This is a genomic window from Pseudoxanthomonas sp. USHLN014 (assembly GCF_037153335.1).
GTDB lineage: Bacteria > Pseudomonadota > Gammaproteobacteria > Xanthomonadales > Xanthomonadaceae > Pseudoxanthomonas_A > Pseudoxanthomonas_A winnipegensis.
Map to the genome: position 1 here is coordinate 296492 of NZ_JBBCKO010000004.1, position 23034 is coordinate 319525.

General features: G+C 67.4%; 19 protein-coding genes. 10 read left to right on the top strand and 9 right to left on the bottom strand.

The genetic code is table 11. The features are described from left to right. Nucleotides 1-91 precede the first annotated feature (91 nt). Both rng and WFQ05_RS10420 read right to left on the bottom strand, forming a co-directional pair. Nucleotides 92-1582: a ribonuclease G gene (gene rng, locus WFQ05_RS10415; protein WP_130521287.1), complete on the bottom strand. Its 1491-nt coding sequence runs from the start codon at nt 1580-1582 to the stop codon at nt 92-94. Beyond that, on the bottom strand, nt 1582-2148 hold the full coding sequence (locus WFQ05_RS10420; RefSeq protein WP_337053744.1) for a Maf family protein: 567 nt from the start codon (nt 2146-2148) through the stop codon (nt 1582-1584). The genes rng and WFQ05_RS10420 overlap by 1 nt, the downstream gene beginning before the upstream one ends. Nucleotides 2149-2284: 136 nt before the next feature. Between WFQ05_RS10420 and WFQ05_RS10425 the strand changes: the two genes are divergently transcribed. The 3 genes from WFQ05_RS10425 to WFQ05_RS10435 all read left to right on the top strand — a co-directional run bounded on the left by WFQ05_RS10425 (nt 2285) and on the right by WFQ05_RS10435 (nt 7335). After that, nucleotides 2285-3019, top strand: a complete 735-nt coding sequence (locus WFQ05_RS10425; RefSeq protein ID WP_130522923.1) for an SIMPL domain-containing protein — start codon at nt 2285-2287, stop codon at nt 3017-3019. Between the two features lie 284 nt (nt 3020-3303). Continuing rightward, on the top strand, nt 3304-6411 hold the full coding sequence (locus tag WFQ05_RS10430) for a TonB-dependent receptor (protein WP_337053790.1): 3108 nt from the start codon (nt 3304-3306) through the stop codon (nt 6409-6411). A 252-nt stretch (nt 6412-6663) separates the two neighbouring features. Then, nucleotides 6664-7335, top strand: a complete 672-nt coding sequence (locus WFQ05_RS10435; protein WP_337053745.1) for a TonB family protein — start codon at nt 6664-6666, stop codon at nt 7333-7335. An 80-nt stretch (nt 7336-7415) separates the two neighbouring features. Here the strand turns inward: WFQ05_RS10435 and rlmH are convergent, their stop codons facing one another. The 7 genes from rlmH to WFQ05_RS10470 all read right to left on the bottom strand — a co-directional run bounded on the left by rlmH (nt 7416) and on the right by WFQ05_RS10470 (nt 14240). Beyond that, nucleotides 7416-7886 carry a 23S rRNA (pseudouridine(1915)-N(3))-methyltransferase RlmH gene (gene rlmH / locus WFQ05_RS10440; protein WP_130521280.1) on the bottom strand — a complete coding sequence of 157 codons (471 nt, stop codon included), beginning with the start codon at nt 7884-7886 and terminating at the stop codon, nt 7416-7418. A 95-nt stretch (nt 7887-7981) separates the two neighbouring features. Further along, complete coding sequence (gene rsfS / locus WFQ05_RS10445) at nt 7982-8377, bottom strand: ribosome silencing factor (protein WP_130521277.1); 396 nt, start codon at nt 8375-8377, stop codon at nt 7982-7984. 33 nt (nt 8378-8410) lie between these two features. Next, a complete protein-coding gene (gene nadD / locus WFQ05_RS10450) occupies nt 8411-9160 on the bottom strand; it encodes a nicotinate-nucleotide adenylyltransferase (protein WP_337053746.1) in 750 nt (249 codons plus the stop codon). An 86-nt stretch (nt 9161-9246) separates the two neighbouring features. Continuing rightward, nucleotides 9247-10278, bottom strand: a complete 1032-nt coding sequence (gene holA, locus WFQ05_RS10455; protein WP_130521274.1) for a DNA polymerase III subunit delta — start codon at nt 10276-10278, stop codon at nt 9247-9249. Beyond that, nucleotides 10278-10820, bottom strand: a complete 543-nt coding sequence (gene lptE, locus WFQ05_RS10460; protein ID WP_130521457.1) for an LPS assembly lipoprotein LptE — start codon at nt 10818-10820, stop codon at nt 10278-10280. Before lptE ends, holA begins: the two co-directional genes overlap by 1 nt. A 98-nt stretch (nt 10821-10918) precedes the next feature. Then, nucleotides 10919-13552, bottom strand: coding sequence for a leucine--tRNA ligase (leuS, locus tag WFQ05_RS10465; protein ID WP_337053747.1), 2634 nt, complete (start codon nt 13550-13552; stop codon nt 10919-10921). 94 nt (nt 13553-13646) lie between these two features. Beyond that, the gene (locus WFQ05_RS10470; protein WP_337053748.1) at nt 13647-14240 is read right to left on the bottom strand and encodes a DUF998 domain-containing protein; all 594 of its coding nucleotides are present in this window, start codon (nt 14238-14240) and stop codon (nt 13647-13649) included. 207 nt (nt 14241-14447) lie between these two features. On the opposite strand from WFQ05_RS10470, the gene trxA reads away from it, so the two are divergent. The 7 genes from trxA to WFQ05_RS10505 all read left to right on the top strand — a co-directional run bounded on the left by trxA (nt 14448) and on the right by WFQ05_RS10505 (nt 23006). Then, nucleotides 14448-15305, top strand: coding sequence for a thioredoxin (gene trxA / locus WFQ05_RS10475; protein WP_337053749.1), 858 nt, complete (start codon nt 14448-14450; stop codon nt 15303-15305). 281 nt (nt 15306-15586) lie between these two features. Beyond that, nucleotides 15587-16063: a DUF4442 domain-containing protein gene (locus tag WFQ05_RS10480; RefSeq protein ID WP_337053750.1), complete on the top strand. Its 477-nt coding sequence runs from the start codon at nt 15587-15589 to the stop codon at nt 16061-16063. A 55-nt stretch (nt 16064-16118) separates the two neighbouring features. Then, on the top strand, nt 16119-16790 hold the full coding sequence (locus WFQ05_RS10485) for a DUF502 domain-containing protein (RefSeq protein WP_130522932.1): 672 nt from the start codon (nt 16119-16121) through the stop codon (nt 16788-16790). Further along, a complete protein-coding gene (locus WFQ05_RS10490; RefSeq protein ID WP_337053751.1) occupies nt 16787-17566 on the top strand; it encodes a queuosine precursor transporter in 780 nt (259 codons plus the stop codon). The genes WFQ05_RS10485 and WFQ05_RS10490 overlap by 4 nt, the downstream gene beginning before the upstream one ends. A 261-nt stretch (nt 17567-17827) precedes the next feature. Continuing rightward, nucleotides 17828-20911 (top strand): TonB-dependent receptor, encoded by a 3084-nt coding sequence (locus tag WFQ05_RS10495; RefSeq protein WP_337053752.1) that lies wholly within the window; start codon nt 17828-17830, stop codon nt 20909-20911. A 240-nt stretch (nt 20912-21151) separates the two neighbouring features. Beyond that, nucleotides 21152-21928, top strand: a complete 777-nt coding sequence (locus WFQ05_RS10500; RefSeq protein WP_337053754.1) for a murein L,D-transpeptidase catalytic domain family protein — start codon at nt 21152-21154, stop codon at nt 21926-21928. A gap of 34 nt (nt 21929-21962) precedes the next feature. Then, nucleotides 21963-23006, top strand: coding sequence for a L,D-transpeptidase (locus tag WFQ05_RS10505; RefSeq protein WP_307183967.1), 1044 nt, complete (start codon nt 21963-21965; stop codon nt 23004-23006). Nucleotides 23007-23034 lie beyond the last annotated feature (28 nt).

A 23034-nucleotide genomic window follows, 5' to 3' on the forward strand; every position in this document is an offset into this window, starting at 1 on the left:
CGAGCCCATGCCGGACGCCGGCCGAACCCGCAACTCCCTCTGGCCCAACCTGCTCTGCCTGGTCCCGGCGACCCGATCCCGGGTCGCGGCCTCAGAGCAGCACGACATCAAACTGTTCCTGCAGATACTCGGCATCGGCCTGGAGCCGGATCGACTTGCCCAGGAATTCCTCCAGCTCGGCCACCGCCTGGGACTCCTCGTCGGTGATGCGCGCGACCACCTTGGGCGAGGCGATCACCAGCAGGCGCGCGGCCTCAAACTGGCGCGTGGCGCGGGTGATCTCGCGGAAGATCTCGTAGGTCACCGTCTCGGCCGTCTTGACCATGCCGCGGCCGCCGCAGGCGCCGCAGGGCTCGGAGAGCTGGCGCGCCAGGCTGTCGACGGTGCGCTTGCGCGTCATTTCCACCAGGCCCAGCGGGGAGAAGTCGTACACCGTGGTCTTGGCGTGGTCGCGCGCCAGGCCCTTCTCCAGCGTGCGCAGCACCTGGCGCTTGTGCTCGGCATCGGACATGTCGATGAAGTCGATGATGATGATGCCGCCGAGGTTGCGCAGCCGCAGCTGCCGGGCCACCGCCTGCGCCGCCTCCAGGTTGGTGCGGTAGACGGTCTCCTCCAGATTGCGCTGGCCCAGGAACGAGCCGGTGTTGACGTCGATGGTCGTCATCGCCTCGGTCTGGTCGATGACCAGATAGCCACCGGACTTCAGCGGCACCTGCTTGTCCAGGGCGCGGCCGATCTCGTCCTCGACCCCGTACAGGTCGAAGATCGGCCGGTCGCCCGAGTACAGCTCCAGCTTTTCCGCCAGCGGCGGCATGTACTTGGCCACGAACGCCTGCAGGCGCTCGTAGGTCTCGCGCGAGTCCACCTTGACCCGCTCCACGTCCTTGCGGATCAGGTCGCGGACCGCGCGCAGCGGCAGGCTGAGGTCTTCGTAGAGCAGCGCGCGCGGGGCCATCTCGCCGACCCGACGGTTGATCACGTTCCACACGCGCGACAGATAGGCCACGTCCTCGGCCAGCGCCTCGGCCGGCTGGCCCTCGGCATTGGTGCGCACGATGTAGCCCATGTGGCCGTGCTGGGCGGCCAGATCGCTCACCAGGCCCTTGAGCCGGGCGCGCTCGGCCTCGTCCTCGATCCGCGCCGACACCCCGATCACCTTGGACTGCGGCATCAGCACCAGATAGCGCGACGGGATCGAGATCTGCGTGGTCAGGCGTGCGCCCTTGGTGCCGATCGGGTCCTTGACCACCTGCACCACCACGTCCTGGCCGTCGCGCACCAGCTCGTGGATCGCCGCCGGCGCGGCGGGCGGCAGCGGCACCTCTTCGCCCGCCGCCACCGCGGCCGGCGGCGCCGCGCGCACGATGTCGCTGGCGTGCAGGAAGGCCGCACGGTCGTGGCCGATCTCGACGAAGGCGGCCTGCATGCCCGGCATCACCCGCTGGATCTGGCCCTTGTAGATGTTGCCGACGATCCCGCGGCGCCAGCCACGCTCGATGTGCAGCTCCTGCAGCATCCCGTTTTCGATCACCGCCACCCGCGTTTCCCGCGGGGTGACGTTGACCAGGATCTCCTCCGACATCAAAGCACTCCGAATTGCGTGAGCAGGTTCGCCGTCGCATGCAGCGGCAATCCCATTACACCCGAATGACTGCCGGAAAGGTGGGCGATGAAGGCCTCGCCGCGCCCCTGGATCGCGTAGGCGCCGGCCTTGCCCATCGGCTCGCCGCTGCGCACGTAGTCGGCGATGGCCTGCGCGCTCAGCGCGGCGAAGCGCACCTGCGACAGGTCCAGCACCTGCGCCTGACGCCGCGCCGTCATCACCGCCACCGCGCTGGCCACCGTATGGGTGCGCCCGGACAGCCGCGCCAGCATTGCCTCGGCATCGGCCGCATCGGCCGGCTTGCCGAACACCACATCGTCCAGGATCACCTCGGTATCGGCGCCCAGGACGATCGCATCCTCGCGCTCACGCACCAGTTCCAGGCCGGCCCGCGCCTTCTGCAGGGCCACGCGACGTACATAGTCCATCGCGGCCTCGCCAGGCTGGCGCTGTTCGGGGATGTCCAGGGACAGGGGCTCGAATGCCAGCCCGAGGCGGGCCAGCAGCTCGGCGCGCCGCGGGGATTGGGAGGCGAGGAACAGCATCGCCCAAGGATAACCCGCGCCTCGAAACTGAACGGGAGGCCGCACCCCTCCGGCGCCCGCAAACCCCATCGCGGCCGACGGCCCGTTCATCTTCCCGCAACGACACTCCACCCACTTTCATCGAGGAACCACAACGATGCGCACCCACCGCCTCCGCCCGCTGCTGATCGCACTGGCCTTCGCCCTTGGAGCTCCCGCCATGACCGCTTCCGCGCAGACCGCCGCTGCCGGCTACGCCCTGCCCGCCGACGGCACGCTGCTGTCGATCTCCTCCCAGGCCGAAGCCAGCCGCGCGCCCGACATCGCCACGATCTCGGCCGGCGTGGTGACCCAGGCCGCCGATGGCAACACCGCCATGCGCCAGAACGCCACCCAGATGACCCAGGTCATGGCCGCCATCCGCAAGGCGGGCATCGCCGAGCGCGACATCCAGACCAGCGGCGTGATGCTCAACCCCCAGTACAACTACCGCGACAACGAAGCGCCCAAGATCACCGGCTACCAGGCCACCAACACGGTCAGCCTGAAGGTGCGCAAGATCGCCGACCTGGGCCAGGTGCTGGACGCGCTGGCCGCCCAGGGCGCCAACGAGATCAACGGACCGACCTTCGAGATCGACCAGCCCGAACCGGTCTACGACCAGGCCCGCCTGGACGCGCTGAAGAAGGCCCAGGCCCGCGCCGAGACCTATGCCAAGGGCCTGGGCCTGAAGGTGCGCCGCATCGTCAGCATCTCCGAATCCGGCAGCGGCGGCGCGCCCCGCCCGGTGATGATGATGGCCCGCGCCGCCAAGGCCGACGCCACGCCCGTCTCGCCCGGCGAAACCACGCTCAGCGTGAGCATCGAGGTGGTGTTCGAGCTGGGGCGCTGATCCTTCTTCATCAACAGGTGAGAACAAGGGCCGCAGAAATGCGGCCCTTTCACATCCTGTCGACATTTCGAAACAAAAGAGGCGAAATTCGCGAAAAAACAACGAACGTGAACAAACACGGCAAATGTTGACGGTGTCCGCAAAGAATTAATTTTTCGTGACTTCGAAGGCGAGCAACGCTAAATTCCGGTTAACCGTGTGCGCATTGATGCCGTACGAGACACATGGGACTCAGTACTTAATTGGTAGTCAGGAGAGAGACAGTGACCTTACCTTCGAACCGCATGCGCGCGATCCACCGCAGCGCGCTTAGCGTTGCCCTTGCCATGGCTTTCAGCTCAGGCGCCCTTGCTCAGAGCACCACGGGCAGCGTCTATGGCTCCGTCGCTGGAGAACCAGGATTGACCGTGCAGGTCCAGAGCGACTCTGGCATCACGCGCACCGCGACCATCGATTCCAACGGCCGTTACTCGATCGGCTCGCTGCCGGTCGGCACGTACACCATCACGCTGCGTCGCGGCGATCAGGTCGTTGACCAGCGCAAGAATGTGCTCATCAAGGTGAGCAGCGGTACCGACGTTTCCTTTGGCGGCGGAGCGGGCACCGGCGGCGCCACCGATCTGGGTACCGTGGTCGTCACTGGCACCAGCGCGCCCAAGATCGACGTCACCTCGGTCGATTCGCGCACGGTCTTCACGACCCAGGACCTGCAACGTCTGCCGATCGGGCGCAGCGCAGAAGCCATCGCGCTGCTGTCCCCTGGAACCGTCGCAGGCAGCGGATACTTTGGTCAAGGCAATACCGTGTCCTTCGGCGGCGCCGGCGTCTCCGAGAATGCTTACTACATCAACGGCTTCAGCACCGGTAACCCGCTGAGCAATATCGGCGGTGTCGGCCTGCCCTACGGCGTCATCGACCAGCAGGAAATGTACCTGGGCGGCTATAGCGCACGCTACGGCCGTTCCAACGGCGGCGTCATCAGCCAGGTCGGTAGGAGCGGTACCAACGATTGGCATTTCGGTGGTTCCGTCATTTACCAGCCCAAGTCGTTGGGCGCTGCACCCAAGAGTACCTACTACCCCAACAGGACGCTGCCTACGCAGGCCGGAACCGGTACGCAGTACGAGTGGGAAGATCCTTCCGTCCCCGGCACGATTTATCGTGAGCGCCGCGACGACGAGACCGGCGTGAACACCTACAGCCTGTATGCGGGCGGTCCGCTGATCCAGGATCGTCTGTTCATTTTCCTGGCCGGCGAGCAGGAAAAGACCGAGGGCAAGTCCACGCGGAATATCACTACTGTCGGCGCGGATGGCAACGGTTATCAGACCCATTACGACTACAGCAATCCCAAGGTCTACGGCAAGATCAACTGGAATATCAACGACAACAACACCCTTGAGTACACCTTCATCAAGGATAACGATCGTAGGAGCGGTACTAACTACTCGTACGACTACAGCACCCTCGAAGCTGGTGGCCCCAATGGATCGTTCGCTGATACCACCAAGGTCGACTACCGCTACGACATCTTCAAGTACACCGGCTACCTGACAGACGATCTCACGCTGAACGCCTTGTGGGGCCGGAGCCGTCGCACCAACCAGCTCTACAATGCCAGCAACAGCAAGCTGCTGCCGCTGATCAGCTCCCCCAATCTGCAGAATCCGGCCCTCAACGGCGGAAATCCGATTGGCAATGGGAATGTGTCGTCCGCCGCGACCGACGGCGCGGACAAAACCCGTGGCCTGCGTGCGGATCTCGAGTGGCGCATCGGCGACCATACGTTGACCGCTGGTATCGACAACATGAACTTCGTGGCAAAGAACGAAGGACAGTCGATGGACGGCAACGGCGAGCGCTGGATTTATGGCAAGGCAGGCTCCGGTACGGCCAACGTAAACCCGGGCCTCGGCGTCGGCCCTGCTGGCGGCAACGGCTACTTCGTGTATCGCTACATCTTCAGCACCGCGACCGACATGGGCGTCGACCAGAAGGCCTACTTCTTGGAAGATCGTTGGCAGGTGACTGACAACTGGCTGCTGTCGCTCGGCCTTCGCAACGACAAGTTCACCAACACCAACAGCGCTGGTGAAAGCTACGTCGACAGCGGCAACCAGTGGGCTCCGCGCCTCGGCGCCAGCTGGGACGTGTTCGGTGATTCATCGCTGAAGGTCTACGCCAACCTCGGCCGCTATTACCTTGCCCTGCCGAACAGTGTCGCGATTCGTGGCGCTTCCTCGTCTCTATTCACCCGCGAGTACTTCACCTACTCCGGTATCGACAGCAACGGCATCCCGACCGGACGGACGGCAATCCCCCTTATCGACGACGGCCACCTGTGTGCGGGTACCGCCAACGCTGTTTCGTCGAACGGAGAATGCGGTCAGGCACCCGATGCTAAAGCCTTCGCTGCAGGCGATCTGCGCTCGATGTACCAAGACGAGCTGATCCTCGGCTTCGACAAGACGCTGGGTGAAAGCTGGGCGACCGGTGCAAAGGTGATGTACCGCAAGTTGCAAACGGCGATCGACGACATCTGCGATCCGGACCGCATGGTGACCAAGCTGGAAGCCAACGGTGTCGATCCCGACTCGGTCATCATTCCGGGTTGCGTGATGTTCAATCCGGGCTATAGCAACGACTTCAGTCTCGCCAACGTCGACGGGGGCCGTACCTCGCTGACGATGAGCAAGGAAGATTGGGGCTTTAACAAGAAGGCCAAGCGCAACTACTTCGCCGTCAACATGTACCTCGAGCATCCGTTCGATGGCAAGTGGCAGGGACGCATCGACTACACTTGGTCGCGCAACTTCGGCAACACCGAAGGTCAGCTGAAGTCTGACATCGGCCAGACCGACGTTTCCAAGACACAGGACTGGGACGCGGCTGCCATCATGGCCTACTCAGGCGGCTACCTGGCCAACGATCGCCGTCACCAGTTGAAGGCGTTCGGTGCCTACCAGATCGCACCGGAGTGGATGGCTTCGGCCACCCTCCGCGTGTATTCAGGCACGCCGAAGTCCTGCCTGGGTCTGTTCAGCGTCAACGGCATTGACGAAAACAGCGGCCCGGGTCCTGGAACCGCTGACCCGATCGGTTATGGCGCTTCGTATCACACCTGCGCTGGCGAACCCTCGCCTCCGGGCAAGGCCGGTCGTACGCCGTGGACCGAACTGCTGGATCTCGGACTGCAGTACCGTCCGAACTTCAGTGACGGCAAGCTGGCCCTGACCCTCCAGGTCTTCAATGCCCTGAACCAGCAGCGTGCGATCCAGACCGATGCCTCCTTCGGCAATGATTCGCCGTACACGGTTTCGAACACCTATGATATGCCGCTGTACTACCAGCAGCCGCGCTATGTGCAGTTCTCCGCTTCTTATGACTTCTAAGAAGTGATCCCCCGGATCGGCTGAAACACTGGTCCAAGCACCAATGCAACTTAACCCCGGCCTCTGCGAAGAGGCCGGGGTTTTGTTTGCGAAGATGCCAGTCTCGTTTTTGAGCCCGGAAACCCAGCCCCCATTGCAAGCATCATGCGCCCGGCGCACAGTCCAAGAGCGCGCGCCGTCAAAGGATGCCTAACCCCCCTGCCTGCGCCCGCACGTTTCCACTGAAGCATGTCCCGACAACGGAGGTGGTCCATGGTTCGTACGCTCCCTTATGGCCCGGAAGGGCGAGTCAATGTGGCGCGCATCAGCGGCATCGCCGCGGCGATGCTGGTGCACGCGCTGGCCTTCATGCTGCTGCTGATCCCGGCGACGCTGCCGCCGCTGGCGGTGCCAGCACGGGATACGCGACCGGAAGTGGTGCTGATCACCAAGCCGATCGAAGCCCCGATCACCCCGCCGTCCAGGCCTACCCCGACGCGCCCCGCGCCGACCCAGCGCACGATGCCGGCCCCGACGCCGATCACGGTGTCACGGCCGGTCGATGTGCCCGTCGCGGCCACGCAGGCCATGGCGGATCCTGCGCCGGCCACGGTAGCCGAGCCGACCGCGGTGGACACCGGCGCGACCCAGGCGCCCTCCGGCCCGCTGGCCTCGGCCACGCTGTCCTACGTGCATGCGCCGGCGCCGGCCTATCCGCGCAGCGCGATCGCCAGCCACGCGGAGGGCACCGTGATCCTGCGCGTGCTGGTCGACGTGGATGGCACGCCGCTGGAGGCGACCATCGAGACCAGCAGCGGCAATCGCGACCTGGACCGGGCCGCGCGGATGCAGGTGCTCAAGGCGTGGAAGTTCCAGCCGGCCATGCAGGACGGCCACGCGGTACAGGCCTACGGCCGGGTTCCTGTGGACTTCAGCCTGCGCTGATCGTCCGTGCGGCATCCGCCGAATGCCACGGCGCCGGCGATCTTCGCCGGCGCCTGTCGGCCCACCACCGGCTAACCGGATCAGGCGCGGTGGTAGGGATGATTGGCCAGCATGGCCGCGGCGCGATAGAGCTGCTCGGCAACGAGCAGCCTGGCCAGCATGTGCGGCAGGGTCAGCGGGCCGAGCGACCAGGTCTCGTGCGCGGCGGCGAGCACGTCCGGCGAATGCCCTTCCGGGCCCCCGATCAGGAAGGCCAAGTCGCGGCCCTGCCCGCGCCAGTGCTCCAGGCGCTGGGCCAGCTGCTCGGAAGAATGCTGTTTCCCCGTCACTTCCAGCGCGACGATGTGCGCGCCCTTGGGCAGGGCGGCCAGCACGCGCTGGCCTTCGTCCTCGATGGCGCGCTGGGCGTCGCGATGCTTGCCGCGCAGCCCGGGCGCGACCTCGACCAGTTCGAACGGCAGCCAGTGCGACAGGCGCTTTTGGTATTCGGCGAATCCCTGCGCCACCCAGGCGGGCGCGCGCTCACCGGTGGCGATCAGGCGGGCCTTCATGGTTCGGGCGAGCTGTGAATGGAGAGGAGTGGGAAGTGAGCGAAGATGGAAGGAGGATCGAGCAGCTTCATTCGCTCCTGATCATCCTTCCGCACTCACTCCTGCTCTTCAGGCGGCTGATCGCCGACGGTCCACAGGCGCTCCAGCGCGTAGAACTCGCGCACGCGCGGCAGCATGACGTGGACGATCACATCGCCCAGGTCCACCAGCACCCATTCGGCCTCGCGCTCGCCTTCCACGCCCAGCGGCATCACGTCGAGCTTCTTGGCGAACTTCACCACTTCGTCGGCGATCGACTTCACGTGCCGGGTCGAGGTGCCCGAGGCGATGATCAGGAAGTCGGCGACGCTGGACTTGCCACGCACGTCGATCTCGACGACATCCTTGGCCTTGAGCTCGTTGACGGCATCGTGGACGGTGGCGAGCAGCACCGGCAGGGCCGGGGGCGGGCTGGGCAGACGGGTCTTGATGACTTGGGCTTGGCTGGACAAAAGAAGCACTTGGAGGGGCCGGACAGGCGGCGATTATAGCCCCGCCACCCCGTACAGGCCGTGGGCACGGATGAACGCGGCGACGGGCGGCGGCACCAGCGCCTGCCAGTCGCCGCCCGCGGCGATCCGCCGCCGGACCTCGCTGGCCGACTCCAGCTGCAGCGGCTGGCGCAGGCGCAGGACCTGACCGGCCGGCGCGGCGTGCAGCGCCGCCGGGTCCTGCACCCAGCGCGCCTGCACCTGCGCCGCAAGCGCGGCCGGCAGCTCGCCCAGTCCGCTGCCGGCGCGTTCGGCGACCACCAGGTGGGCCAGGGCGAACAGCTCCTGCCAGCGATGCCAGCCCGGCAGCCCCAAGAAGCTGTCGGCGCCGAGCAGCAGGACCAGAGGCGCCTGCGGGCCCAGCTCGTCGCGCAGGCTGCGCAAGGTGTCGACGGTGTAGGAATGCCCGGGCCGATCCAGCTCGCGCCGGTCCACGCGCAGCGCCGGCAGGCCGGCAACCGCCGCCTGCAGCATCGCCAGGCGCTGCGGCGCGTTGGCGCCGGGCGGCGGGCGATGTGGCGGATCGGCCGCCGGCACCAGCGTCACCGGCGCCGCCAGCGCGGCCGCGGCCAGCTGGGCGATGGCCAGATGGCCGTTGTGGAAGGGGTCGAAGGTGCCGCCGTAGTAGATGTGAAGCCGGGATTGGGGATTCGGGAGTCGGGATTCGGGAGAAGCAAGCGCATCTGCGCCGTTCGCGGGCTGCCCCTGCCGCGCTCCCGCGGAGGCGAGCCCAGAATCACGCATTCCCGGCAAAGCATCGGGCACCGCAGATTCAATCGGCCCGCGCTCTTCCCGATTCCCGAATCCCGAATCCCGAATCCCGCCCCTCTTCACGCCACCAACCGCACCGCCGCCGCGTCGGCGATCGCCAGCAGCAGGCGCTCCAGGGCGACCCAGGCGTCGCCATCGCCGCGGCCCTTGGCGATGCGGTCGATGCGCGAGGCCTGCGCGACGAAGCGCTCCCAGCGCGCGGCGCTGGCATGGCGCTGCAGGGCGCGCTTGAACGGCGCCTGCCGGCTCTCCCAGATGCCCTGCCCCTTCATCTCGGCGGCTAGGTTGCCGCCGCGCTCGGCCACCTTGGCTAGCTGCGCGGTGCTGAGCAGGTTGCGGATGATCATCGGCATCAGCGCCGCCACGGCCTCGCCCTCGGCGCGCAGGCCGGCGAGCATGCGCGAGGCCTGGGCGGCATGGCCCGAGAGGGTGGTCTCGATCAGGCGGAACACGTCGAAGCGCGCCGCATCGGCCACCAGCGATTCCATCGTCGCCAGGTCCAGCGTGCGCCCGGCGGCCAGCAGGACTAGCTTGTCGATCTCCTGCGCGGCGGCCAGCAGATTGCCTTCCACGCGCTCGACCAGCAGGGCGATGGCGTCGCGCTCGGCGCGCAGGCCGCGCGCGCGCAGCCGCGCCTGCACCCAGCCGGACAGTTCGTGCGGCTTGATCGCCCAGGCCACCGACAGCACGCCGATGCGCTCGATCGCGTCGGCCCACTTGCCGCGATGGGCCTTGCTCCACTCGCCGGCGGTGACCAGCAGGATCACATCGCTTGGCGGCCGCGCGCAGAAGGCGCTGATGACCTCGGCGCCCTCCTTGCCCGGCTTGCCGGTCGGCAGGCGCACCTCGACGATGCGGCGGGCGCTGAACAGGCTGGGAGCGTCGAAGCTGGCCTGCAGGCCGGCCCAGTCGATGTCGCGGCCTTCGACGTCGAAGACTTCGCGCTCGGCGATGCCCAGCGCGCGCGCGCGCTGGCGCACCGCGTCGGCGGCCTCCAGCACCAGCAGGGTTTCCGGGCCGGCGATCAGGTAGGCCGGCGCCAGCTCGCCCTCGGCGCTCTGGGCGACCAACCGGTCCGGCGCCAGTTCCATCAGGGTGCGGGCGGGACCGGCGAGCGCACCGTTGCGCCACCGGGGCGGCCGACGCCGCGCACCACGCTGTCGATGCGGCGCAGGATCGAGGCGGACATGTCGCGGCGCAGCTCGTCGGCGAGGATCTCGCGCTCGGAGGTGGCACCGGTCAGGTTGGTCGCCTCGGCGACGTAGTCGCGCGAGAGCTCGACCACCTGCTGCGGCACCAGCTCGCTGCCGTCGGCGCGCAGGAAGCGGAACACCACCGCGTAGCGCAGGCTGTATTCCTGGGCGCGGCCCTGCTCGTCCAGCGCGATCGGGCGGTCGCCCCAGCGCTCGGACATGATGTCCAGGGTGGCGACCTTGGCCTTGGGATCGTCGGCCGGGATGGCCCCGGCGGCCTTCAGGCCGACCGAGAGATCGCGCGCCAGCGGGCTGTACTGGTCGGTGGCCGAGACCTTCACCGGGCCCAGGTCGGACGGCAGCGCGATCTTGCTGCGCAGGTGGAAACCGCAGGCGCTCAGCACGGACACGAGCAGGGACAAGGCCAGCAGGCGCAGCATCGGGGTCACATTCATGGACGGAAGTCTGGACGAGGCGCGCGCAAGCGGCAACCGGACGGGCGAGCCTGCACGATCCCGCGTGAACAGCGCTTGAGACCTCATCCCACCACCAGGTTGACGATCTTGCCCGGCACCACGATCACCTTGCGCAGGGTCGTGCCCTCCAGGAACTTGGCGGTATTGGGCTCGGCCTTGGCCAGCGCCTCGATTTGGTCGCGCGGCGCGTCGGCCGCCACCTCGATCGTGCCGCGCAGCTTGCCGTTGACCTGCACGGCCAGGGTCACCGAATCGCGCACCATGGCCGCCGCGTCGGCCTGCGGGAAGGCGAGGTCCTCCAGCAGGGTCTCGCCATGGCCCAGCAGCTGCCACAGCGCGTGGCTGGAATGCGGGGTGATCGGGTTGAGCAGCAGCACCGCGGCCTCCAGCGCCTCCTGGCGCACGGCGCGGCCCGGGTCGCTGGCATCGTCGAACTTGGACAGGGCATTGGACAGCTCCATCACCGCAGCGATGGCGGTATTAAAGCCGTGGCGCTTGCCGTAGTCGTCGCCGACCTTGGCGATGGTCTCGTGGGTCTTGCGGCGCAGCGCCTTCTGCTCGGCGTTCAGCGCGGCTACGTCCAGCGCCGGCGCCGTGCCGGCGTCGGCATGGCGCTGCACCTGGGTCCACAGGCGGCGCAGGAAGCGCGACATGCCTTCCACGCCGGCCTCGTTCCATTCCAGCGACTGCTCGGGCGGCGCGGCGAACATCGAGAACAGGCGCACGGTGTCGGCGCCGAACTTGTCCACCATCGCCTGCGGGTCCACGCCGTTGTTCTTCGACTTGGACATCTTCTCCACGCCGCCGATCTGCACCGGCAGGCCGTCGGCGGCGAGCGTGGCGCCGACGATGCGGCCGCGCTCGTCGCGCTGCACGTCCACCAGGGCCGGATTGATCCAGTCCTTCGAGCCGTCCGGGTTCTCGCGGTAGTAGGTCTCGGCGATCACCATGCCCTGGGTCAGCAGGTTGGTGGCCGGCTCATCGCTGTCGACCATGCGCGCGTCGCGCATGAGCTTGTGATAGAAGCGGAAATACATCAGGTGCAGGATCGCGTGCTCGATGCCGCCGACGTACATGTCCGCCGGCATCCAGTAGTTGGCGCGCTTGTCCACCATCGTGGCCGCGCCCGGGCTGGTGTAGCGGGCCACGTACCAGCTGGACTCCATGAAGGTGTCGAAGGTGTCGGTCTCGCGCTCGGCCGCCCCGCCGCAGTCCGGGCAGGTGGTCTTGCGCCATTCCGGGTCGGCCTTCAGCGGCGACTTCACCCCGTCCAGGGTCACGTTCTCCGGCAGCAGCACCGGCAGCTGGTCGTCGGGCACCGGCACCGCACCGCAACGCGGGCAGTGGATCACCGGGATCGGGCAGCCCCAGTAGCGCTGGCGGCTCACGCCCCAGTCGCGCAGCCGGTAGTTGATCCGGCGCTGGCCCTGGCCCTTGCGCTCGAAGCGCTCGGCCAGCGCCTCGAAGGCGCCGCGGAAATCCAGGCCGTCGAACTCGGCCGAGTTGATCAGCTGGAACTCGCGGGTCTTGTCCGAGTACCAGTCGCGCCATTCGGTGGGGTCGTAGCTGGCCTCGGCCTCGTTGCGCGGCTCCTTCAGCTCGATCACCTGCACGATCGGCAGGCCGTACTTGGTGGCGAACTCGAAGTCGCGCTGGTCGTGGCCGGGCACGGCCATCACCGCGCCGGTGCCGTAGCCCATCAGCACGAAGTTGGCCACCCACACCGGCACGGTCTGGCCGGTGATCGGATGGACCGCCTTCAGGCCGGTGTCCATGCCGCGCTTTTCCTGCGTCTCCAGCTCGGCCTCGGACACGCCGCCCAGCTTGAGCTGCTCCAGGAACGCGGCCAGCTCGGGGTTGTCCGCCGCGGCCTTGAGCGCCAGCGGATGCTCGCCGGCGATGGACACGAAGGTCACGCCCATCAGCGTGTCCGGACGCGTGGTGAACACCGTCAGCGGCTCATGCCCGCCCTCGACGTTGAACTGGATCTCCAGGCCTTCCGAGCGCCCGATCCAGTTGCGCTGCATGATCTTGACCGACTCGGGCCAGCCTTCCAGCGTGTCCAGGCCGTCCAGCAGCTCCTGGGCGTAGTCGGTGATGCGCAGGAACCACTGCGGGATCTCGCGCTTCTCCACCAGCGCGCCGGAGCGCCAGCCGCGGCCGTCGATGACCTGCTCGTTGGCCAGCACGGTCTGGTCCACCGGGTCCCAGTTCACCACCGAGGCCTTGCGATAGGCCAGGCCCTTGCGCAGCAGGCGGGTGAACATGCGCTGCTCGTGCACGTAGTACTCCGGCGCGCAGGTGGCGAATTCGCGCGTCCAGTCGATGGCATAGCCCAGCGACTTGAGCTGCTCGCGCATGTGCGCGATGTTGGCGTAGGTCCACTTGGCCGGCGCGGTCTTGTTCTTGATCGCGGCGTTCTCGGCCGGCAGGCCGAACGCGTCCCAGCCCATCGGCTGCAGCACGTTGTGCCCGGTCATGCGCTTGTAGCGGCTGATGACGTCGGAGATGGTGTAGTTGCGCACGTGGCCCATGTGCAGCGCGCCGGACGGATACGGCAGCATGGACAGGCAGTAATACTTGGGCTTGTCGGACGTCTCGTTGACCTCGAACGCCCTGGTCGCATTCCAGAACTGTTGCGCGGAGGTTTCGACCCGCTTGGGGTCGTAGGCGTGGGTTTCGGGAACGGCGGACATGGTCGGGGACGTGGCGGCGAGCGGCTGCAAAGCCGCAAAGCCTACCGCAGCGCACCACCGGGCGCACCCGCGCGGTACGCCGGCGGCGCGGCGCTCAGCCGCGCAATGTCGCGGTCAGCGGCCGATCCGGGCCGCTGACGGCCGCCAGGCCGCACCAGCCCAGCCAGGCCAGGATCGCTACGCGCTGGGACAGGCCATCGGGCAGCACCGCCGGCAGCACCAGCGCGAACAGCACCGCAAGCCCGGCCAGCAGCGGGCCGCCCCGCACCATCCCGCGCCAGGCCGGATCGCCGCGCAATCCGCCGGCCAGCAGCAGCGACGAGGCCAGCGCCGTGGACCACCACAGGCCCCAGGCGGTGGCATGCAGCAGGGTTTGCGTACCCTCCAGCCGCACCGGGTCGAGCCGGAACACGCCCATCGCCACGAAGCCCAGCGTGGACAGGAACATCAGCTGCGCGCCGATGCGCTGCCTCCAGCCGGCGTGCAGCGGCAGGCGCAGGCGCAGCGCCACGGCGACCACCGCGCACAAGGCGCCGGGCAACACGAAACCGAACAGGTTGAACGCCGCCGCGCCGGGAATCTCCTGCGCGCCCAGTAGCGCCACCGGATGGACCGACTGCACATAGCCCGGCAGCGCCGCGCCGAAGCCCAGCAGTGCGCCGACCCACAGCGCGGCCGCGGCCGGCACGCACCCGCGCCACCAGCGTCGCCGGACCCGGCCGATCACGCGGCGGCGCACTTGGCCGCGTCGAAGGCGGCAGGAAGGCAGGAAGGTGTACACATGCGCCGGCAAGGCTAGCGGCCGCGCCGCCCCTGTCAATGGCGGCCGGCCGCGCCTTGTATCCTCCCCGCCCCGGCTCCATCTGTGCCCCCATTGCCGTCGCAAGGAATCTCCATGTCCGCCCAGCCGCACGTTTTCGACGCCACCACCGACACCTTCGAGGCCGACGTCCTGCAGCAATCGCTGCAGGTGCCGATCATCGTCGACTTCTGGGCGACCTGGTGCGGCCCGTGCAAGACGCTGGGGCCGATCCTGGAAAAGCTCGCCGCCGAGTACAACGGCGCCTTCAAGGTGGCCAAGGTCGATGTCGACCAGGAGCAGCAGCTGGCCGCGATGTTCCAGGTGCGCTCGGTGCCGACCATGGTCGTGTTCAAGGAAGGCCAGGTGCTGGGCGCCATCCCCGGCGCGCTGCCCGAGGGTGAGCTGCGCAAGGTGCTCGAGCAGATCGGCGTGCAGCCGGCCGCCAACGAAGAGGCGGAGCAGGCCGAAGCCGCGCCGCTGTCGCCGGCCGAACAGGTCGCCGCACTGCGTGAGGCGATCGCCGCCGAGCACGACAAGGACGAGCTCAAGCTGGATCTGGCGCTGGCCCTGCTGAGCACCGGCGAGGCGGCCGAGGCCGAGACCCTGCTCGATGCGCTGCCGGCCAACCTGTCCACCGATGAGCGCGCGGTCAAGGCGCGGGCGCGGCTGGGCTTCGCCGCCCAGCTCAAGGACGCGCCGGCCCCGCAGGCGCTCGAGGCGGCCCTGGCCCAGGACGAGGGCGACCTGCGCGCGCGCCACCTGCTGGGCGTGCACAAGCTGGTGGCCGGCGATGCCGAGGGCGCGCTGGAGCAGTTCATCGAACTGCTGCGCCGCGACCGCGCCTGGGAGGACGGGCTGGCGAAGAAGTCGCTGATCGACGCCTTCCGCGTGATCGAGGACGAGGACCTGGTCGGCCGCTACCGCCGCAAGATGTCGGCGCTGTTGTTCTGATCGGCAGCGGCCCTGGGGCGGATCGCCGGAGCCGTGCTCAGAAGAATCGGGGTGGGAGCCGCCATGGCGGCCCACCTGTAGAGCGGAGCTTGCTCCGCTGCTTTTCGTTCGGATCGTGGGGAAGGCCCCAGCGGAGCAAGCTCCGCTCTACAGGTGAGCGCTAAGACTTGAGGAGACAGTTGCTCCCACCTTGGTTTTCACTTCGCCTTGTGTCGGGTCGCGCTCCATACCCATCCGTATGTTAGCCTCGCCTCCCGCCCCGATCCCGCTGCCCGGCTGTCATGAAACCGTCCACGCTGCGCCATGGCCTGAACCTGTGGCCGCCGTTCCTGTTCACCGGCATCCACGTGGCCGCGATCGCGCCGGACTGGCGCCAGGCGCGGGTCGAGCTGCGCATGCGGCCGTGGAACCGCAACTACGTCGGCTCCCATTTCGGCGGCAGCCTGTTCGCCATGACCGACCCGTTCTGGATGCTGCTGATGATGCATACGCTGGGGCGCGACTATTACGTGTGGGACAAGGCCGGGGAGATCGAGTTCGTCAAACCGGGGCGCGGCAAGGTCACGGCGCAGTTCCGCATCACCGATGAGGCGCTGGCCCAGGTGCGCGCGGCCACCGCGGGCGGGCAGAAGTCGCTGCCCTGGTTCGAGGTCGATGTGACCGATGCGGACGGCGAGGTCGTGGCGCGCGTGCGCAAGCAGCTCTATGTGCGGCTCAAGCCGGCCGCACGCCCGCCCGCCGCCCCTGCTGCCGACTGACGCGAACGCCCGGCCGGGCGGGGGGTAAGCGGCGCTGCACCGTTACAATGCGCGCATGTCGACCCCCGCCCCCCGCCCTTCCCTGCAGAGCCTGTTCCTGACCGGCCTGCTCACCCTGCTGCCGATCTGGCTGACGTGGGTGGTGATCAAGTTCGTCTTCGTGCTGTTGTCCGATGCCAGCCGGCCGCTGATCGAGCCCCTGGCCCAGCAGATCGCCCGCGACTTCCCTGTGGCCGCGCCCTGGTTCACCGGCGCCTGGGTCCAAGCCGTGATCGCCCTGGTCGCCACCGTGCTGCTGATCCTGCTGGTCGGCGTGCTCACCCGCCGCGTGATCGGGCAGAAGCTGCTGCAGTGGTTCGAGGCGCTGATCCGGCGCGTGCCGCTGGCCAGCACCATCTACACCGGCGCGCGCCAGCTGCTGGACATGCTGCAGACCAAGCCGGGCAGCACCCAGCGCGTGGTGCTGATCGACTTCCCGCACCGGGACATGAAGACTGTTGGGCTGGTGACGCGGGTCATGCGCGAGGAAGGCACCGGCCGCGAGCTGGCGGCCGTCTATGTGCCGACCACGCCCAATCCCACCGGCGGCTATCTGGAGATCGTCCCGGTGGACCAGCTCACTCCCACCGACTGGACGGTCGACCAGGCCATGAGCTTCATCATCTCCGGTGGCGCGATCGCACCGGACTCGATGCCGTTCACCCGGCGCGGCGATCGCCTGGCGTGAGTGCGCCGCCGCGCACGCTGGATGACCGCGCGGTGCGGCTGTTCATCGGGCTGGCGGCCTTCCTGTGCGTCAACGCGGTGCTGGCCGAGTTCATCGGGGTCAAGATCTTCGCGCTGGAGGACACGCTCGGCATCGCGCCGCTGCAGTGGAATCTGTTCGGGCAGACCGGCTCGCTGAGTTTCACCGTTGGCACGCTGCTGTGGCCGTTCGTGTTCGTGCTGACCGATACCATCAACGAGTTCTTCGGCACCCGCGGCGTGCGCTTCGTCTCGTGGGTGGCGGTGGCGCTGATCGTGTACGGCTTCCTGTTCGCCTATGCCGCCATCCAGGTCGCGCCCGCCGGCTGGTGGGTGGGCGCCGCGCAGAGCCAGGGCGTGCCGGACTATCAGGCGGCCTTCGCCGCGATCTTCGGCCAGGGGCTGTGGTCGATCGGCGGCTCGATCGTGGCCTTCCTGCTGGGCCAGGTGATCGACGTGGCGGTGTTCCACCACATCCGCCGCCGCACCGGCGAAAAATACGTCTGGCTGCGCGCCACCGGCTCGACCGCCGTCTCGCAGCTGGTCGACAGCTTCGTGGTGCTCTACATCGCCTTCGTGCTTGGGCCCCAGCATTGGCCCATGTCCCGCTTCCTGGCCATCAGCACCGTCAACTACGGCTACAAGATGCTCGCCGCCGTAGCGATGATCCCGCTGCTGTACCTGATGCGCCACGCCATCCGGGCCTACCTGGGCCACGCCCTGGAAGAGCGCCTTCGGCTGGAAGCGGCGAGCAACTAGCCGCTCGCTCGGCTCCCGCTTTAGCGGTAAATGTTTGAAAGCTAACGATTATTGCGACGCCTGACATTTGTTGCAGGCGCCGCACACTTTCATGAAATTTCGGTTAATCTGAGTTAACAGTTGCGTCAGAAAGCAGCTGTTCAGCTTGGCCGCGCGTGGGGGAACACTCGCCGGCCATTCCTTCAGACAATCTTGAGAGAGAGCCAGATGAGCAACATAAGGGGAATTCGCCCGCTTTCGCGGACGATCAAGCGCAGCGCGTTGAGCATTGCACTGGGCATGTGCGTCGCCGGCGGGGTCCAGGCGCAGAGCACCAGCGGCAGCATCTATGGCAAGGCCGACAGCGGCCAGACCATCACCATCGTCAGCGACACCGGTCTGACCCGGACCGTCACTGCCGAAGCGAACGGCAGCTTCTCCATCGCCTCCCTTCCCGCGGGCGCCTACAAGGTCACCTCGGGCGGCCAGACCCGCGACGTCCTTGTCAAGGTCAACTCCGGCGCACAGGTGGATTTCACCGCAGCGCAGAACCTGGACAAGGTGACCGTGGTCGGGCGCGCCCCGATCAACGAAATCGACGTGTCCCAGACCGACACACGCACCGTGTTCACGGCACAGGAGCTGCAGCGCATCTCGGTGGGCCGCGACATCAACAGCGTCGCGCTGCTCGCCCCCGGCGTCATCAACTCGACCTCCTACAACAGCACGTCGTCCAACGTGGGCAGCTTCGGCGGCGCCGCGGCCTCGGAGAACGCGTACTACATCAACGGTTTTCCGGTCACCAACCCGCTGACCGCGATCGGTTCGACGCAGCTTCCGTTTGACGCCATCGCGCAGCAGCAGGTGCTGACCGGCGGCTACGGTGCGGAATATGGTCGCAGCACCGGCGGCGTGATCAGCATCATCACCAAGCGCGGCACCAATGAATGGCATGGCGGTGTCTATGCCATCTACACGCCGCAGTCCCTGCGCGCCAAGGCCAAGGACATCTACTACCCGGACACGGGCTACTGGAGCGCCGAGAACCACTACCCGGCGTACAACACCACGCCGCAGAACTGGACCGACGGCAAGCTCTACAAGCTCAACAGCAAGAACACGTCGAACAACTTCACCTACGGCATCTGGGCAGGCGGCCCGCTGATCAAGGATCGGCTGTTCATCTATGCCGATGCCGAACGCACCGAGATCGACAGTGCGTCTTCCCGCATCACCGGCAACCTGCAGGGCAAGACCGCGTCGGGTGCCTCGGCCATCTCTGCGTCCAATCGCGCCCAGGGCTGGGGAGAGTACGAGTACACCTACCCGCGCTGGGTGACCAAGATCGACTGGAACATCACGGACAACCACATCCTCGAGTTGACCGGTGTCCAGGACAACAGCAAGACCGACGCCAGCTACTACGGGTATGACTACGACAAGCTGCAGCACGATGATGTGCTGTACGCCACCAGCAAGCCCGAGACCAAGACCCGGCTGTATGTCGGCAAGTACACCGGCTACCTGACCGATGCCCTGAGCGTGTCGGCGATGTATGGCGAGCAGCACATCGACATCTATCCCAATCCGATGGCCGGCTACGATCCGAGCGTGATCTACGCCGATCTGTCGTCCTCGGTTGTGCCCGCGCAGTACGCCTCGATCTCCAACCCGCAGAAGTACGGTCCGACCTACGACTATGTCGGTGCGGACGACACCAAGGCCTATCGCTTCGACGTGAACTACACGCTGGGCGACCACGAACTGCGCGCGGGCTACGATTACTTCGAAGCCGTCTCCTTCCGTGGCGACAACGTGGTGGGCCCGAGCGGCTACTACTGGACCTACAGCCGGTCCAACAACCCGGCTGCCGCCATCGACGCCAGCCACTACGTGGGCTCGCCTGCTTCCGGCGGCGGTTTCGGCACCACCGGCTACTACGTCGGCAAGAGCTACTACGCTCACGGCGGCGAGACGACGGTCAAGCAGAAGGCCTACTACCTGGAAGACCGCTGGCACGTCACCGAGAACCTGCTGCTGTCGCTGGGCCTGCGCAACGACGGCTTCACCAACTACAACGGCGATGGCGAGCCCTACCTGAAGCAGGAGAACAACTGGGCTCCGCGCATCGGCTTCAGCTGGGACGTCAACGGGGACTCCACGTTCAAGATCTACGGCAACGCTGGCCGCTACCACCTGGCCGTGCCGAACAACGTCTCGGTGCGCGGCTCCAACCCCTCGCTGAGCTCGACCCAGTACTACACCTACACCGGGATCGCGGCCGATGGCACCCCGACGGGTCTGCGGGCCATCCCGTATACCCGCGCCAACAGCCCGTACAACTGCCCGGATGGCAGCTTCTCTTCCAACGTCGAATGCGGCGAGAAGAAGGATCCGCGGACCATCGCGGCAGTGGGCCTGAAGGCGCACTACCAGGACGAGTACATCCTTGGCTTCGATCGCCAGGAAGACGAGACCTTCTCCTGGGGCCTGAAGGGCACCTACCGCGAGCTGAAGAGCGCTATCGACGACATCTGCCCGGATGCCTGCTACATCTTCAACGCCGGCGACAACTCGGCCACGTTCTACGTGGACGACGGCACGGGCAATCTGGTCAAGCAGAAGACCGACTTCGTCGAGGTGTTCGGCACGCCGTTCCCGAAGCTCAAGCGCAAGTACGGCGCGCTGGATTCCTACGTCCAGTGGCAGGGTGACAACTACTTCGCCCGCCTGACCTACACCCTGTCGCACAACTGGGGCAACGCGGAAGGACAGCTGAACTCGTCCACCGACACCGGCAACGGTGGCCAGGCGGACGTGTCGGTGACCCAGGACTGGGACCTGCCGGAGCTGATGGTCGGCAAGAACGGCAGCCTGCCGAACAACCGCACCCACCAGCTGAAGGTGATCGGCTCGTACAGCTTCAACGACGAGTGGAGCGCGGGTGGTTCCATCGTGATCCAGAGTGGTCGCCCGAAGAGCTGCACCAGCTACTGGCCCTATGCGAAGACCGGTCTGTACAACGGTGCCTACTACGCTTATTGCGGCGTCCCGGGTGCCACCTCCGCGTCGAACAATCCCGCCAATGCGGCACCGATGAGCGACAGCTACTACTTCTCGCCGCGTGGCGCGGCTGGCGAGACGCCCTGGACGTCGAGCTTTAACGTCAACGTGGCCTACACGCCGCGCTGGCTGGAAGGCCTGACCCTGCAGGCTGATGTGCTCAATCTGTTCAACACGCAGGATGCCTCCGCGTACTACGAGCGCTCGGCAAGCAGCCGCACGACCGCGCACCCGCAGTACGGCCGCGTGCTGTACTACACCAGCCCGCGCGCCGTTCGCCTCACCGCCCGCTACGATTTCTGATCACTGGCAGGCAACAGAGCGTCACGTAACGGACCGGCTCCGCAAGGGGCCGGTCTTTTTTTTTTGGCTCTTTAGTTCACAAGGTGGCTATCTGCGCGCCGGCGGCACCTGACGGTGAGCCTGTTGAATAACCCAAACGCCCCGAGCCCCATGCCACCGACAGGCGCATCGTGCGGCTGGATCCGGAGCCCGCGCCCCCCAGTCAGGAAGGCGCCGCCGTGGCTCGCTAGAATGCCCGCCATGAAGCCTGTCCTGATTCCGGCGCTGGTGGCGCTGGTCACTGCGCTGCCCGGTGCCGCGCATTCGCCCACCATCGCCTCGCCCCGCGGGGCCTCATCGGCCCTGCCGGCACCCGCCCTGCCTGCCGCCCCCGACGCGCCGCCCTCGCTGGCTGCGCTGGCGCCGGATGCCGATCCGCAGGTGCTGGCGCTGGGCCTGTCGGCGATGCAGTGCGCCCAGGCCCACGGGACCGGGGCGAATGCGCAGCGGCTGGCGGTGATCGACTACAGCCGCTCCTCGCTGACGCCGCGGCTGTGGGTATTCGATCTGGCCAGGCACAAGCTGCTGTACAAGGAGCTGGTGGCGCACGGCCAGGGCTCGGGCGGCGATGTGCCGACCACCTTCTCCAACGCCGACGGCACGCACGCCTCCAGCCTGGGGCTGTTCGTCACGCGCGACACCTACCAGGGCAAGAACGGTTATTCCCTGCGCATGCAGGGCCTGGACGCGGGCTTCAACGACGCGGCCATGAGCCGCGCGATCGTGATGCACGGCGCGCCCTACGTCAGCGCCGAGGCCGGCAGGAAGCTGGGCCGCCTGGGCCGCAGCTGGGGCTGCCCGGCGGTACGCGCGGCGATGGCCAAGCCGATCATCGATGTGATGAAGGACGGCCAGTTCGTGTTCTCCTACTACCCGCAGCAGGCCTGGCTGACCCGCTCGTCGCTGGCCCAGTGCGCGATGGCGCGCCTGCAGCGCGCGCCCAAGGCCGATCACGGCACCGCGATCGCCGCGCGCTAGGCTGATCGCCACTTCGGACGGCCAGGAGGCCACGATGCGGCGCTATGCCAAGGTGTTGGGTCTGATCGCGCTGGTGCCGCTGCTGGCGCTGGCGGCGGTGCCGTTCTGGGGAGACAGACAGTCGCGGCCGATCGATACGGCCGCGGCCGATCTCAAGCCTGGGCAATGGGTGTGGGCCGGCGATGACAAGAGCGCCGGGCCGATGGCGGTGATCGTCAGCCTGACCGAACAGCGCGCCTATGTGTATCGCAACGGCATCCTGATGGCCTGGAGCACGGTGAGCACCGGCAAGGCCGGCTACGAGACGCCGACCGGTGTGTTCACCATCCTGCAGAAGGACAAGGACCACCGCTCCAACAAGTACAACAGCGCGCCGATGCCCTACCAGCAGCGGCTGACCTGGGACGGGGTGGCGCTGCACGCCGGTGGCCTGCCCGGCTACCCCGAATCGCACGGCTGCGTGCACCTGCCGACCGGCTTCGCGCAGAAGCTGTTCGATGCCTCGACCATGGGCATGGTCGTGGTCGTGGCCGAAGCGGGACATTCGGCCGCCGATCTGGTCCACCCCGGCGCACTCAGCCCGATCGACCCGTCCACCGGCAAGGACGTGGACATGCCCCTGCTGGAGGACGGCCAGCCCTGGCGCTGGGACCCGTCGCGCGCGAGCAAGGGCCCGTTGTCGGTGGTGCTCAGCCGCACCGACCGGATCCTGTTCGTCTACCGCGACGGGGTGGAGATCGGACGCACGCGCATCAAGCTGGGCGGCCCGGACCTGCGCAGCGGCACGCACGCCTATGTGGTCAAGGCCGGCTATGTGCCGCCGGCCGCCGGCAGCGTGACGCCGACGACGCCGATGCCCGAATGGATCGGCATCGGCGTGCCCGGCAGCGAGGACGACGCCGGCGCGCCGCTGCCCGAGGACCTGGCCCGACAGGTGGTGATCCCCGAGGCGTTCAAGGCCCAGGTGCTGCCGCTGGTGCAGCCGGGCACCGTGCTGGTGGCCACCGATGCCAGCGTGCTGCCGCGCACCACCGGCGTGCATCTGCAGGTGATCGACGCCGATCCGCCGGAACGCTGATGCGGGCGACGGGCTTCGCGTCGAAACG

Coding starts and splice junctions, on each gene's coding strand:
- leuS (WP_337053747.1), bottom strand. CDS start 13,552: ATGTCCGCCGTTCCCGAAACCCACGCCTACGACCCCAAGCGGGTCGAA.
- WFQ05_RS10505 (WP_307183967.1), top strand. CDS start 21,963: ATGCGGCGCTATGCCAAGGTGTTGGGTCTGATCGCGCTGGTGCCGCTG.
- nadD (WP_337053746.1), bottom strand. CDS start 9,160: ATGCGTGATTCTGGGCTCGCCTCCGCGGGAGCGCGGCAGGGGCAGCCC.
- WFQ05_RS10485 (WP_130522932.1), top strand. CDS start 16,119: ATGTCGACCCCCGCCCCCCGCCCTTCCCTGCAGAGCCTGTTCCTGACC.
- WFQ05_RS10500 (WP_337053754.1), top strand. CDS start 21,152: ATGAAGCCTGTCCTGATTCCGGCGCTGGTGGCGCTGGTCACTGCGCTG.
- WFQ05_RS10430 (WP_337053790.1), top strand. CDS start 3,304: ATGCGCGCGATCCACCGCAGCGCGCTTAGCGTTGCCCTTGCCATGGCT.
- WFQ05_RS10480 (WP_337053750.1), top strand. CDS start 15,587: ATGAAACCGTCCACGCTGCGCCATGGCCTGAACCTGTGGCCGCCGTTC.
- rlmH (WP_130521280.1), bottom strand. CDS start 7,886: ATGAAGGCCCGCCTGATCGCCACCGGTGAGCGCGCGCCCGCCTGGGTG.
- rng (WP_130521287.1), bottom strand. CDS start 1,582: ATGTCGGAGGAGATCCTGGTCAACGTCACCCCGCGGGAAACGCGGGTG.
- WFQ05_RS10420 (WP_337053744.1), bottom strand. CDS start 2,148: ATGCTGTTCCTCGCCTCCCAATCCCCGCGGCGCGCCGAGCTGCTGGCC.
- lptE (WP_130521457.1), bottom strand. CDS start 10,820: ATGCTGCGCCTGCTGGCCTTGTCCCTGCTCGTGTCCGTGCTGAGCGCC.
- trxA (WP_337053749.1), top strand. CDS start 14,448: ATGTCCGCCCAGCCGCACGTTTTCGACGCCACCACCGACACCTTCGAG.
- WFQ05_RS10435 (WP_337053745.1), top strand. CDS start 6,664: ATGGTTCGTACGCTCCCTTATGGCCCGGAAGGGCGAGTCAATGTGGCG.
- WFQ05_RS10425 (WP_130522923.1), top strand. CDS start 2,285: ATGCGCACCCACCGCCTCCGCCCGCTGCTGATCGCACTGGCCTTCGCC.
- holA (WP_130521274.1), bottom strand. CDS start 10,278: ATGGAACTGGCGCCGGACCGGTTGGTCGCCCAGAGCGCCGAGGGCGAG.